10 protein-coding genes and 1 tRNA gene are annotated in these 13055 nt (G+C 60.4%); 2 read left to right on the forward strand and 9 right to left on the reverse strand.

The window, feature by feature from the left end:
- Nucleotides 1–2: 2 nt before the first annotated feature.
- Nucleotides 3–1421, reverse strand: a complete 1419-nt coding sequence (leuC, locus tag AC07OT_RS30520) for a 3-isopropylmalate dehydratase large subunit (protein ID WP_104503694.1) — start codon at nt 1419–1421, stop codon at nt 3–5.
- A gap of 140 nt (nt 1422–1561) precedes the next feature.
- Here leuC and AC07OT_RS30525 point away from each other — a divergent pair, with 140 nt between their 5' ends.
- A complete protein-coding gene (locus AC07OT_RS30525) occupies nt 1562–2452 on the forward strand; it encodes a LysR family transcriptional regulator (RefSeq protein ID WP_495109834.1) in 891 nt (296 codons plus the stop codon).
- Between the two features lie 66 nt (nt 2453–2518).
- Nucleotides 2519–5797: an EAL domain-containing protein gene (locus tag AC07OT_RS30530; protein WP_495109835.1), complete on the forward strand. Its 3279-nt coding sequence runs from the start codon at nt 2519–2521 to the stop codon at nt 5795–5797.
- Between the two features lie 3 nt (nt 5798–5800).
- Here the strand turns inward: AC07OT_RS30530 and AC07OT_RS30535 are convergent, their stop codons facing one another.
- From AC07OT_RS30535 to AC07OT_RS30570, 8 genes are all read right to left on the reverse strand, one after another.
- On the reverse strand, nt 5801–7075 hold the full coding sequence (locus tag AC07OT_RS30535; protein ID WP_495109836.1) for a hypothetical protein: 1275 nt from the start codon (nt 7073–7075) through the stop codon (nt 5801–5803).
- 72 nt (nt 7076–7147) lie between these two features.
- Nucleotides 7148–8116 (reverse strand): hypothetical protein, encoded by a 969-nt coding sequence (locus AC07OT_RS30540; protein WP_495109837.1) that lies wholly within the window; start codon nt 8114–8116, stop codon nt 7148–7150.
- A 97-nt stretch (nt 8117–8213) separates the two neighbouring features.
- A complete protein-coding gene (locus AC07OT_RS30545; RefSeq protein ID WP_495109838.1) occupies nt 8214–9431 on the reverse strand; it encodes a hypothetical protein in 1218 nt (405 codons plus the stop codon).
- 488 nt (nt 9432–9919) lie between these two features.
- Nucleotides 9920–10879, reverse strand: coding sequence for a tRNA dihydrouridine synthase (locus AC07OT_RS30550; protein WP_495109839.1), 960 nt, complete (start codon nt 10877–10879; stop codon nt 9920–9922).
- 55 nt (nt 10880–10934) lie between these two features.
- Nucleotides 10935–11369 carry an acyl-CoA thioesterase gene (locus AC07OT_RS30555; RefSeq protein WP_495109840.1) on the reverse strand — a complete coding sequence of 145 codons (435 nt, stop codon included), beginning with the start codon at nt 11367–11369 and terminating at the stop codon, nt 10935–10937.
- Nucleotides 11370–11408: 39 nt separating this feature from the next.
- Nucleotides 11409–12242, reverse strand: a complete 834-nt coding sequence (locus AC07OT_RS30560; protein WP_495109841.1) for an alpha/beta hydrolase — start codon at nt 12240–12242, stop codon at nt 11409–11411.
- 14 nt (nt 12243–12256) lie between these two features.
- Nucleotides 12257–12796 (reverse strand): TetR/AcrR family transcriptional regulator, encoded by a 540-nt coding sequence (locus AC07OT_RS30565; protein ID WP_495109842.1) that lies wholly within the window; start codon nt 12794–12796, stop codon nt 12257–12259.
- Between the two features lie 182 nt (nt 12797–12978).
- Nucleotides 12979–13054, reverse strand: a tRNA-Glu gene (locus AC07OT_RS30570).
- Nucleotide 13055 lies beyond the last annotated feature (1 nt).

A 13055-nucleotide genomic window follows, 5' to 3' on the forward strand; every position in this document is an offset into this window, starting at 1 on the left:
CCTCAGATCAATTCGCGAACGTCGATGAAACGACCGTTGACGGCAGCAGCGGCGGCCATGGCCGGGCTGACCAGGTGGGTACGGCCACCGGCGCCCTGACGCCCTTCGAAGTTACGGTTGGAGGTGGACGCGCAATGCTCGCCCGACTCCAGGCGGTCCGGGTTCATCGCCAGGCACATCGAGCAGCCCGGCTCACGCCACTCAAAACCGGCTTCGAGGAAGATCTTATCCAGGCCTTCGGCCTCAGCCTGGGCTTTAACCAAGCCCGAGCCTGGCACCACGATGGCCTGCTTGATGGTCGAGGCGACTTTGCGGCCCTTGGCGATCACCGCCGCCGCGCGCAGATCTTCGATCCGCGAGTTGGTGCAGGAACCGATGAACACGCGATCCAACTGGATGTCGGTGATCGCCTGGTTGGCCTTCAAGCCCATGTACTTCAGGGCGCGCTCGATGGAGCCGCGCTTGACCAGGTCGGTCTCCTGCGCCGGGTCAGGCACGTTCTGGTCGACGGCCAGGACCATTTCCGGCGAGGTGCCCCAGCTGACTTGCGGCTTGATCTGGGCAGCGTCGAGTTCAACCACGGTGTCGAACACCGCATCGGCGTCGGACACCAGGTCTTTCCAGGCTTCAACTGCGGCGTCCCAATCGGCGCCTTGCGGTGCAAATGGGCGCCCCTTCACGTATTCAACGGTTTTCTCGTCCGCCGCCACCATGCCCACGCGGGCACCGGCTTCGATGGACATGTTGCAGATGGTCATGCGGCCTTCGATGGACAGGTCGCGAATGGCGCTGCCGGCGAACTCGATGGCATGGCCGTTACCGCCGGCGGTGCCGATCTTGCCGATCACGGCGAGCACGATGTCCTTGGCGGTCACGCCGAAGGGCAAGGTGCCTTCGACACGCACCAGCATGTTCTTCATTTTCTTCGCGACCAGGCACTGGGTGGCGAACACATGCTCCACCTCCGAGGTGCCGATGCCGTGGGCCAGGGCGCCAAACGCACCATGGGTGGAGGTGTGGGAGTCGCCGCAGACCACGGTCATGCCCGGCAAGGTGGCGCCCTGCTCCGGGCCGATCACGTGGACGATCCCTTGACGCACGTCATTCATCTTGAATTCGGTGATGCCATATTCGTCGCAGTAGTCGTCGAGGGTCTGCACCTGCAAGCGCGACACGGTGTCGACAATGGCGTCGATCCCACCCTTGCGCTCCGGGGTGGTCGGTACGTTGTGGTCCGGAGTGGCGATGATCGAGTCGACGCGCCAAGGCTTGCGCCCGGCCAGCCGCAGGCCTTCGAACGCTTGGGGCGAGGTCACTTCATGGATGATGTGACGGTCGATATAGATCAGCGACGAGCCATCGTCGCGCCGTTTCACTTCATGGGAATCCCAAAGCTTGTCGTAAAGCGTTTTGCCGGCCATCAGTCGGTCCTCATCAGCGGTGTTTCTATGCGCCGGGCTTTTCAATAACCCTTTGGCTTGTGAGGCTGATGGTATGGCGCTACATTAAATAACTCAAATTCATATTTTTTATGCTTTGGATTACCAACTGGAATACACCCATGGACCTGGCCAACCTCAATGCCTTTATTGCCATCGCCGAGACCGGCAGCTTCTCCGGTGCAGGTGAGCGCCTGCACCTGACCCAGCCGGCCATCAGCAAGCGCATCGCCGGCCTGGAACAGCAATTGAAGGTGCGACTGTTCGATCGCCTGGGCCGCGAAGTCGGCTTGACCGAAGCCGGCCGGGCCTTGCTGCCGCGCGCTTATCAGATTCTCAACGTGCTGGACGACACCCGCCGCGCCCTCACCAACCTAACCGGCGAAGTCAGCGGCCGCCTCACTTTGGCCACAAGCCACCATATCGGACTGCATCGTTTGCCACCGATCCTGCGCACCTTCACCCGGGAATACCCGAACGTGGCCCTGGATATTCAGTTTCTCGATTCGGAAGTGGCCTACGAAGAAATCCTCCACGGCCGCGCCGAAGTGGCGGTGATCACCCTGGCACCCGCTCCCCATCACCTGGTAAGCGCCACCCCGGTGTGGGACGACCCGCTGGATTTCGTGGTGGCGCCGGAGCACAGCCTTACCGGCAACCGCGAGGTCAGCCTGGCCGATATTGCCGGCCACCCGGCGGTTTTCCCTGGCGGTAATACCTTTACCCACCATATTGTCAGCCGTCTGTTCGAGGCCCAGGGCCTTACGCCGAACATCGCGATGAGTACCAACTACCTGGAAACCATCAAGATGATGGTCTCCATCGGCCTGGCCTGGAGCGTGTTGCCGCGCACCATGCTCGATGAGCAGGTGGCGAGTATCGCTTTACCGGGCATACAACTCAGTCGCCAGCTAGGCTATATCGTGCACACCGAAAGGACACTGTCGAACGCTGCGCGGGCGTTCATGAGCCTGTTGGATGCACAGGTGGATCTGCCAGTGATACCGGTATGACGCCGTGCGGCCCCAGGTTGTGAATAAAACCGCGCTGTTTGCCCATCGAGCCAAGGCCCTTTGATAATGCGCAACCCTGTCGACCCTCTACCTCCCCTGCCCCGCATCTACGCCCTGGACCCCCAGCAGGCGGAGCAGAGCTGGGACAGCGCCCCGCAACTGCTGGCAGCCCTGAACGCGGCCCGGCTGGGCGCGTGGTGCTGGGAAATCGACACCGGAAGAATAAGCTGGTCACGGGGCACCCAGGCACTGTTCGGCTTCGACCCGCGCCAACCACTGCCCAAGGACCTGGACTACCTCGACCTGCTGGCGCCGTCGGATCGCTCCCGGGTGGTGCGCGCCTTTCATGCGGTGCTGGCCGGCGAGCCGTTCGAGCAGGCCATGCACCATCACATCCAATGGCCGGACGGCACGTATCACTGGTTGGAGATCAATGGCAGCCTGGCACCGGATAAGGCCGGTCGGCGCCGCATGATCGGCGTAATCCGCGAGACCACCCGTCAGCGCGAGCGGGAGCACGCCCTCAGCCATTCCGAAAAACGCTTCGCCACGCTGTTTCACCTGTGTCCGAACATGGTGCTGTTGACCCGCCAGTCCGACGGCCTGATCAGCGAAGCCAACCAGTATTTCGAGATGCTCTTCGGCTGGCCGGTGGCCGATGCCATCGGCCGCACCACCCTGGACCTGGGCCTGTGGCGCCACCCCGAGCAACGCGCGCAGTTGGTCCAGGCCACCCAGCGCAAGGGTGAACCCATCACCATGGAAGTGCAGTTCTGCGCCAGCAACGGCCAGATCCACGATGGCACCCTCAGCGCGCAAAAGGTCGAGCTGGAGGGCGAGGCCTACTTGATCAGCACCTTTCTCGACACCACCGAGCGCAAAAACGCCGAAAATGCCCTCAAGGACAGCCAGGAGCGCCTGGACCTGGCCCTGGACTCGGCACAACTGGGCACGTGGGACTGGCACATCCCCACCGGCATGCTCTATGGCTCGGCCCGCGCCGCTCAACTGCACGGCCTGCCGCCCGAGCCCTTCCATGAATCCTTCGAGGCGTTTTTCGAGGGCATGCCCAGGCAAGAGCGCGAGAACATGCGCAACGCTTATCGCACCCTGCGCGAAGGCCCGGCCGGCAATTACCAACTGACTTACCGCGTACCACTGGACGACGGCAGCTCGCGCTACCTGGAAAGCCGCGCCCGCCTCTACCGCGACGAGCAAGGGGCGCCGCAGCGCATGGCCGGCACCCTGCTGGACATCACCGACCAGGTGGAACGCGAACAACGCCTGACCGCCTCCGAAGAAAAGTTCGCCAGCCTGTTCCAGGCCAGCCCCGATCCCATCTGCGTGACCTGCCTGGACAGTGGCGCGTTCATCGAGATCAACCCCGCCTTCACCCAGACGTTTGGCTGGACGGCGGCCGAGGTGATCGACAAGAGCGCCGAGCAGATCGGCCTGTGGGACGAGTCAAGCAAACGCCTGCAGCGTATCGAACAGGTGATTCGCGACCAGGCGTTGAGCAATGTGGCCATCGTAGTGCACCACAAGAACGGCCAAACCCTGACCTGCATGATTTCCAGCCGGCTGATCAAGGTGGGCGACCAGCCGTGCATCGTCACCACCTTGCGCGACATTACCCAGCAACAACGCTCGGAGGCCGCGCTGAAGGCCAGCGAGGAGAAATTCGCCAAGGCCTTCCATTCCAGCCCCGACGCCATCTCCATCACCGAGCGCGACACCGGCCGTTATGTGGAGGTCAACGATGGCTTCTGCCGCCTCACCGGCTACCGCGCCGAAGAAGCCATTGGCCTGACGCTATACCAGATCGGCATCTGGGCCGATGAAAACCAGCGTTCCGCCTTGTTGGCCGAATTGCAGATCAAGGGGCGCATCCCTCACCTGGAAATGCTCTGGCACAACAAGCGCGGCGACGTGTTGGCGGTAGAAGTCTCGGTCGAGCCGATCACCCTCAATGAAACCCCGTGCCTGCTGCTGACGGCGCGGGACGTGAGCCTGCTGAAAAACGCCCAGGCGCAGATCCGCCACCTGGCCTATCACGACCCGCTGACCAACCTGCCCAACCGTGCGCTGCTGATGGATCGCCTGAGCCAACAGATCGCCTTGCTCAAGCGCCATAACCTGCGCGGTGCCCTGCTGTTTCTCGACCTCGACCATTTCAAGCACATCAACGATTCCCTCGGCCACCCGGTGGGCGACACCGTGCTGAAAATCGTCACCGCGCGCCTGGAAGCCAGCGTGCGCATGGAGGACACGGTGGCGCGCCTGGGCGGCGATGAGTTCGTGGTACTGCTCAGCGGCCTGGATGGCACCCGCACGCAAGTCAGCACCCAGGTGCAGGAACTGGCCGATACCCTGCGTGAATTGCTTTCGGAGCCGATGTTCCTCGATGGCCATCGCCTGCAGGTCACGCCAAGCATCGGCGTGGCGTTGATTCCCGACCATGGCACCACCCCGGCGGACCTGCTCAAGCGCGCCGACATCGCCCTGTACCGGGCCAAGGATTCGGGGCGCAACACCACGCAGATGTTCCACAACAGCATGCAAAAGGCCGCCAGCGAGCGCCTGCGCATGGAAACCGACCTGCGCCTAGCCCTGTCACGCGGCGAGTTCAGCGTGCATTACCAGCCTCAGGTGGACGCGCGCGGCAACAAGATCGTCGGCGCCGAGGCCCTGGTGCGCTGGCAGCATCCGCAGTTGGGCGCGCAGTCGCCGTCCGAATTCATCAAGGTCCTGGAGGACAGCGGCCTGATCCTCGAAGTGGGTACCTGGATCCTCGACGAGGCCTGCGCCGCCTTTGCACAGCTGATTGCCGAAGGTGTGGTGGACCCGCTGAATTTCAGCCTGTGCGTGAACATCAGCCCCCGGCAGTTTCGCCAGAACGACTTTGTCGAACGGGTGGAGCGCAGCCTCAAGCGGCATCAACTGCCCTGCAACCTGCTGAAACTGGAAATCACCGAAGGCATCGTGATTCAGAACCTGGACGACACCGTGGCGAAGATGCGCCGCCTGAAGAAGCTCGGTGTCAGTTTTGCCATGGATGACTTCGGTACCGGCTACTCATCGCTGACGTACCTCAAGCGCCTGCCGGTGGATGCGCTGAAGATCGACCAGTCCTTCGTACGCGACGCGACCCATGACCCCAACGACGCCGAAATCATCCGCGCCATCGTGGCCATGGCCCGCAGCCTGAACCTGACGGTGATTGCCGAAGGCGTGGAAACCCCGGAGCAATTGGCGTTCCTGCAAAAGCTGGGCTGCCATTTGTTCCAGGGGTATTTGCACAGTCGGCCACTGCCGATCGAGGGGTTCAGGCGATTGCTCGGCTAAGCCTCACACCAGCTTTAGCGCGCTCAACGCCCTGCGTTTCCAGGGCGACGTGTGCAACGCGTGCTTTTGCCCATACAGGTCCAGTGCGCCACCAACCACCGCCACGGAATGCCAACCGTCTTCCATCGTCCCGATCGCGCCCTGGGCCAACTCGTCTACCGTGCTGTTACGCATGTAGGCAAACAGGCCCAGACGTCGGAGTGCCTCGCCAGGAGCTTCACCGTCATTGAGGGTTTCCAGGGCGACCGGATAGCTTTGCCGGGCACGGAAGTCGTTATTTTCCATTTGCGCGCGCTTGGCGCTGACGGCGTAGAGGAAGTTGGCGTAATCGAGCAACACCCGATCGCTGCCGAGAAAATTCGAGGCTGCGGTTGCCTGCCTCAGTTCCTCGTCCGTCAACCGCAGCCGGACGCCATCACGCATCGTCACCTCAAAGCCATCGCGTGTCCTGTGGATAGCCGTATAGATGCCGTCAGGGAATCGCGTGATGGCGGCCTTGATTGCCGACACCGTGACACAATTGCCCTCTGCCCCTTGATAAAAACCGCGCCAGATATCCGCATGCCTGATGCTTTCTGGTACAAGGGAAACCTCCACACCTGGGTGCGATGGAACCTGGCGATCATCAAACAGCACATACCCATAACCACCCTCGGTCCGCCCCTGCCGGCCATAGTTGGACACGATGCCGTTCACCACCAGCGCAGCGCCAAAGGCATGGGTTTGCCGTACCCAGGCAGCCTCCCTGCCAACCATATCGCTGGCCTCTACGGATCGCGACAAACCATACACGCCCATGCCCTCCAGGCATCGCTTGCTTGTCTCACCCTCAAGGGTCTTCGCCAGGGCGGCATCGAACGTCCCATAGCCGCCTGACAGCTGCTTGCGTTTCACAAAGGCCGCGAACATGAAGCTGGCGTGTTTCACCGCCTCGGGGTCCCGCCCTGTGAACCTGCAAGCCTGTGCCGCTCGTTCAAGTTCCGCCTGTGAAACATGCACGTTGTATTGGTCTTTCATGGTGACGGCATACCCGTCACCTGCGGGAACGACCTCATTGAATACATCAGTGGGGTGTCGACCGAATGTCATCATCATCATTTTGATAACGGCCGCATGGGTACTGCAGTCATAGTTTTCGCCAAATCGACGTTCGGCGGCATTGAATGCATTCACGGGATCATCAAGTTTCACCCCGGCCTTGGTGTTGGAAATACTTGAAACGTACTCATACGGCCGATTGGCCATGACCGGGCCACGACCCTCAATCAAAGTGTTCATGGGACTGCTCACTCAAGACTGGACTGGAAATGTGCAGCCAGAGGCTCTGGCCGCACGCCTTGCACACACGCATCACACCAGCGCGATGGCGACCCCACGTGTCGGCGCCGAGCCTTGGCGCCCATAAATCTCTTCGCGGCCATTGATCACGGCCACCGAATGACGGGCACGATTGCACATGCCCAACTGGCCTTTGGCGAGGTCACGCACGTTGACCCTCTTCATGTGCTTGCGCAGCCCCAAACGCAGGAAGCCCTCACCCGGCTCATAATCATCCTCCCCATCGTTCAATGTTCGCACTGCTGCGCGATAACTGCGGCTCGCCCAGCCGTCGTTGTTTTCCATCTGCGCACGCTTGGCACTGACAGCGAACAGAAATTGCGCGTCCTTGAGCATGCCTTTATCGGAGCCGATAAAGAGCGAACCTGCGGCGCCAACCTTCAACTCCTGATCCGTCAAGTTAAGTACAAAGTCGTCGCGCATCGTCACCCGATAACCGTTGTTGGTCTTGATCACCTCTTTATAGATATCCGTTGGACTTTGGCCGAACTTGTACATGGCCGCCTTAATAGCCGATACCGTGACACAGTTGCCATCCGGGCCTTGGCGAAACCCACTCCAGATATTATCCGGCTTGGCACCATTTCGCTTATCGGACAAGTTCGCTATGGGGAAACTTTGTTGCGGTTTCGGTTGCGGTTGCGGCTCTGGCGGAGCCGGTGGGTCGACAGTTGGAGTGATTTGGGACAGCGGCTTACTATCGGGAACGACCTTATCCGTTTTATTCGAGAGAAGGTTAAACAACTGCGTGAAAAATGAAGTGAACAAGGCAATAAGGCTGGCAGCTGGATTTGAGTCCGCCCCTACTGCCGAGTTACTTCGTGGCACGCCTAGAGGAGTAGAGACAGCGGTTTTGACAGGCTCGACGGGTTTAAAGCGGTATGAAGGCATGAGTTCGTTGGCAGGCGCCGACAAATCGCTGTTCAACACCTGCCGAACATCCACTACGCGTGCAATGTTATCAATCGAGCAATACGACATGGTTTCTCTCCACTTTCTTAGTGTTTCTCCGGACGTTAAGCGCCCCGGAGAAACACTGTTTTTATTTATCGAAGAAGTTGAATTGCGATGCCTGGCGTCAGGTTTTCAGCCGACGACGATTGATAAAACTCCACCCTTTGAGATCGTTATCTTTTTCAGCAGGGCCCGGGCTGGTCACGTCAGGCTCAGGCTTTGGCTGATCTGGAGTGACCGTCGGCTTGGTATCAGTCGGGGGCACGATCTTCGTGTCGGGTTGCGGTACTACCCCGGGCTGGGGCATCGGTTCAGGCTTGTGCAGCACACCAGGATGGCTGCCCGGAACCTTGGCTTCGGGTTGCGGAGTCACCTCGGCCTTGGGTATCGACGCAGGCTTGGGCTGCACGTCGGGCTTGGTATCCGGCACCCTGGCTTCGGGTTGTGGAGTCACCTCGGCCTTGGGTATCAACGCAGGCTTGGGCTGCACGCCGGGCTTGGTGTCAGGCACCCTGGCTTCGGGCTGCGGAGTCACCTCGGCCTTGGGCATCGGGACAGGATTGGGCGCCGCGTCGGGCACGGTCTTCAACCTGCCTCTGTCGTGCTCGACGGGAGTGTCAGGGCAGTGACAACGACCAATATTGAGCTCCACCTTTACCTGCGCATTCGAGTCGTTACTCACGTTGACGCTGGGCACGGGTACCGCCGGTGAAACATGTGACGTGGGCTTGTGTGACGTCCCTGGAAGCAACCCGTCGTCAACTTTCACTTTCAGTTCGCTCGTCGTATCCGACGGGGTCTTCGCCAACGGGTCTGCATTTACCTTCACTTTCTGTGGGTCTGTCGAAGCCGACGTGGTCCTTGGCAACGTGCCTGCATCTGCCTTCATTTTCTGTGGGTCAGCCGAATCCGACGAGCCCCTCGGTAACGTGCCTGCATCTGCCTTCATTTTCCGCGGGTCAGCCGAATCCGACGAGGCCTTCGGTAACGTGGCTGCATCTGCCTTCATTTTCAGCGGGTCAGACGAATCCGGTGTGGCCTTGAGTGCCTTATCGGAGGGGATAGCGGGTTGAGGGGTTACATTTTTTCCTAAAATAACCTCACGCATGGACTTGAAGACTTGCTCAAGCATGTCGAACAACTTTGAAAGCGCCCCCGCGCTGATCATCATTTCACCCTGAGTCGTTCGGGCATTGTCAGGAAAAAGTGCAGATGATGCCCATGCTGAATCCGTCTTGGCGGTACTCAATGGCACGCTGGACTTTGGGAGTGTTGACGACGGCACTTCATCGCGTGCCGTATCAAGTTTCATAGAAGGTGAATTATTGATCGAGAGAGACATAAGCAAGTTCCTTCGTCAGCGCCATCTCGGCCGTTAGATGCCTCGGACAGCAATGAAATTTAGGTGGACTGGAAGACAACAGCGTTGCCTCACAGTCACTACTTTCGTGGAGCCTGAGGCCATCGGGTTCCAGAAATCGCACCTCACATAAGGAAACCAACACGCACTTTCAGACTTTGCCTCATGGCAACTCCAAGAAAAGCCTGATTCAGCGCACGTCGACGTCACACTCGCGTGACACACCTATTAATAAAGCGCCAGACATGCAATTAGGAGACATACTTAACAACACCATTAACTATTGTTCTGTGATAGTTAGCGGACACAAAAAATCATCAGTCATAATTAAGCTGTCGCACGAATAACTACGGAAGTTTTCAGAACAACTCAGTCACAACTAAAAAATCCCGCAACGCAAAAGGCTCCTTATCTTTCGATAAAGAGCCTTGTTTGAACCATCGGCAGATGATCAACAGTATCGTTATAGATCAGGCAGCGGCAGGCGTATCCATACCCAACAAACGACTGACTTGCCCCAGTTCGGTTTCGCGGCGTAGGGCGGTAAACAGCGCTACAGCTTCGGGGTAATTGCGCGTCAACATCGCCAGCCATTGCTTCAATCGACCGGGAGCCTGACGCTCGGTCAGTTGTGCTACCGACTGGGTCCAGAAGTCTTGAAGCATGGGCTGCATTTGCGCCCAGGTCATTTCCACGACGTCTTCGCCTGCACGCGCGGCGGCGATTTGCCGGGCCAGGTCCGGACGCGCCACCAGGCCGCGACCGAGCATGATGTCTTCGACACCACTGATCTCCCGACAGCGCCGCCAGTCTTCGACGCTCCAGATATCGCCGTTGGCGAACACCGGCACCTTGACCACCTCCTGCACACGCGGAATCCATTCCCAGTGGGCGGGCGGTTTGTAGCCATCGGTCTTGGTACGCGCATGCACCACGATATGCGCCGCACCGCCTTCGGCCAGGGCCGTGGCACACACCAGCGCGCCATCCGGGCTGTCGAAGCCCAGACGCATCTTGGCGGTGACCGGGATATGGGCAGGCACGGCACGACGCACGTGTTCGACGATCCGGTTGAGCAGCTCCGGCTCCTTGAGCAGCACCGCACCGCCGCGGGACTTATTGACGGTCTTGGCCGGGCAGCCGAAGTTCAGGTCGATCACCTCGGAACCCAGCTCGCATGCCAGGGCGGCGTTTTCCGCCAGGCATACCGGGTCGGAACCGAGCAATTGCACGCGCAACGGCACACCGGCTGCGGTGTGGGCACCGTGCAGCAGTTCCGGGGCGAGCTTGTGGAAATACGCCGGGGTGAGCAGGCGGTCGTTGACGCGGATGAACTCGGTCACACACCAGTCGATACCGCCCACGCGGGTCAACACGTCCCGCAGGATGTTGTCGACCAACCCCTCCATGGGCGCCAAAGCAATTTGCATGGAAAACACTCAACAAAAATCGTGGCGCAGTTTACTGGGTTTCCCGCGGCAACCGTTAATCCCCTGTCAGGGCGGGACCATAACCGTCGAGAAATTCGGCCGGCATGCGCTTGGGCTTACCGCTGGACAATTCGATGCAGACAAAGGTGGTGTGCGCCCGCAGCAAGGTCGCACCGTCACGCGGGCGTACCAGCTGGAAACGACGGGTCATCTTCAGGCGCTGGTCCCAATCGACGATCCAGGTGCCCAACTGCAACTCGTCGCCTTCGTAGCCTGCCGCCAGGTAATCGATTTCATGGCGCACCACGGCCATGGCACGGTCCAGGCGGCGGTACTCGGTGAGGTCCAGCCCCAGGCGCTGGGAATGGCGCCAGGCGCAGCGCTCCAGCCAGGACACGTATACCGCGTTATTGGCGTGCCCCAGGCCGTCAATGTCTTCAGGCGCGACCTGCAGATCGATGATAAACGGCGTTGCCAAATCCCAGCCCATGCCTTGCTCCAGTCGATTGATGTCGGCGGGAGCAGTGTATCAGGCGGTTTGCCGGTCCTGTAGACGACAGCCGGCCAACAGCGCCAGCACGCCCTCTATCACCCGGGGATCGGCCAGCACTTTCTGGTGCCCGCCCTGCTCCAGGCGCAGCAGGCGGCTGTCGAACCAGGCTTCGTGGATGGCTTGAGACGCCTTGACCGGAACAAAGGTATCGTCTTCGGCGTGCACGATCAGGCCGGGGATATTCATCTGGTAGTGCGCCACATCCAGGTGCTTGAGCGGCATGCCGAACGTCAACTCCACCTCCTGGATAAAGGCCGAGCGTGCCCGCGCCGGTAAACCGACCATATGGGTAAAGCCGCGCAGCACATCCAGGAAGCGTGACGGTGCGGCGATGCTCACCAACGCCTCGGTACGCAGCCCCAACTGCACTGCCAGCATCGCACTGGCGCCGCCCATGGAATGACCGATCACGGCGTGCAGCGGCGGCAGTTCGGCAGCCGCCTCCAGCATGGCTCGGGCGAACAGCAGCACGTGAGCTTCCCGTCCCGGTGAACGACCATGGGCCGGACCGTCCAGGGCGATCACGGAGTAACCGTTGTCTATCAACGCGTTGATCAAGCTGGCGAATTGGGTTGGACGGCCTTCCCAGCCGTGCATCAACAACACCGCAGGGCCTTGGCCCCAGCGCAGGGCCGACAAGCCGAAACGCAAGGTGATGCGCTCCGATTGCGCCAGCAGCGGCAGCTCCCAGTCACGTGGCGGCAGGTCGCGGGGCGTCATGAAGGCACGCCGCATCTTGTTGGCCACCGTTTGCGGCGCCAGGTGCCCCAGCGTGCCGTTGAAGCGACGAATCCAGGTTAACGCGCCCATCCTTGCACCCTCTTCTAGCGCACAGCCGACTTGGCCGCGCGTAACACTCGGTCCGACAACTCGCCCGGCCCCAGGGCGCGTGCCAAGGCCAGCCCGCCGATCATCAACGCCATATCAGCCAAGGCTTTGTCAGTGTCTTCGGGACTCGCGGCAAGCTGGGCCGCCATCAGTTCCACATGCTCGCTCAGCGCCTCGCGGAAGGCGTCCGGCAGCCGCGCCATCTCGCCCACGGTGGCCGGGATCGGGCATGCCTGGGCCGTTGAATCGCGATGCTTGCGTGACAGATAAAACGCCGCCACCAGGCCCCTGCGCTCTTCTCCCGTCAGCTGTGCGTCCATATCGTCGATAGATGCACGCCGCCGCGCCAATAACTGGGTGAACGCCTCCAGCATCAAGGCGTCCTTGCTTTCAAAGTGCGCGTAGAAACCACCGACGGTCAGCCCCGCCGCGCCCATGACTTCGCCCACGCTAGGCTCGGCCGGACCACGCTGGATCAACGCAGCGCTGGCGGCTTGCAGAATACGTTCGCGGGTTTGCGCTTTTTTATCGCTCATCGTTGCCTCCGACTTTCATGGGTTTAATATTATTACCATAATAATATTTGGCAAGCGACAAGCATGACCACTGGTCAGCAAAGCAAAGGGAATGAGGGGAGAGAATTGGCCAAACGCCAGACAAACAAAAGGGCCATTCAATAATTGAATGACCCTTAAAAATCCCGCAGAGCGGGTAATCGTGGCGTCCCCTAGGGGACTCGAACCCCTGTTACCGCCGTGAAAGGGCGGTGTCCTAGGCCACTAGACGAAGGGGACA

Source organism: Pseudomonas sp. GW821-FHT09C10, assembly GCF_059418085.1.

Excerpts from the sequence above, each read along its gene's own strand:
- leuC (WP_104503694.1), bottom strand. The coding sequence starts at position 1,421 with ATGGCCGGCAAAACGCTTTACGACAAGCTTTGGGATTCCCATGAAGTG.
- AC07OT_RS30525 (WP_495109834.1), top strand. The coding sequence starts at position 1,562 with ATGGACCTGGCCAACCTCAATGCCTTTATTGCCATCGCCGAGACCGGC.
- AC07OT_RS30530 (WP_495109835.1), top strand. The coding sequence starts at position 2,519 with ATGCGCAACCCTGTCGACCCTCTACCTCCCCTGCCCCGCATCTACGCC.
- AC07OT_RS30535 (WP_495109836.1), bottom strand. The coding sequence starts at position 7,075 with ATGAACACTTTGATTGAGGGTCGTGGCCCGGTCATGGCCAATCGGCCG.
- AC07OT_RS30540 (WP_495109837.1), bottom strand. The coding sequence starts at position 8,116 with ATGTCGTATTGCTCGATTGATAACATTGCACGCGTAGTGGATGTTCGG.
- AC07OT_RS30545 (WP_495109838.1), bottom strand. The coding sequence starts at position 9,431 with ATGTCTCTCTCGATCAATAATTCACCTTCTATGAAACTTGATACGGCA.
- AC07OT_RS30550 (WP_495109839.1), bottom strand. The coding sequence starts at position 10,879 with ATGCAAATTGCTTTGGCGCCCATGGAGGGGTTGGTCGACAACATCCTG.
- AC07OT_RS30555 (WP_495109840.1), bottom strand. The coding sequence starts at position 11,369 with ATGGGCTGGGATTTGGCAACGCCGTTTATCATCGATCTGCAGGTCGCG.
- AC07OT_RS30560 (WP_495109841.1), bottom strand. The coding sequence starts at position 12,242 with ATGGGCGCGTTAACCTGGATTCGTCGCTTCAACGGCACGCTGGGGCAC.
- AC07OT_RS30565 (WP_495109842.1), bottom strand. The coding sequence starts at position 12,796 with ATGAGCGATAAAAAAGCGCAAACCCGCGAACGTATTCTGCAAGCCGCC.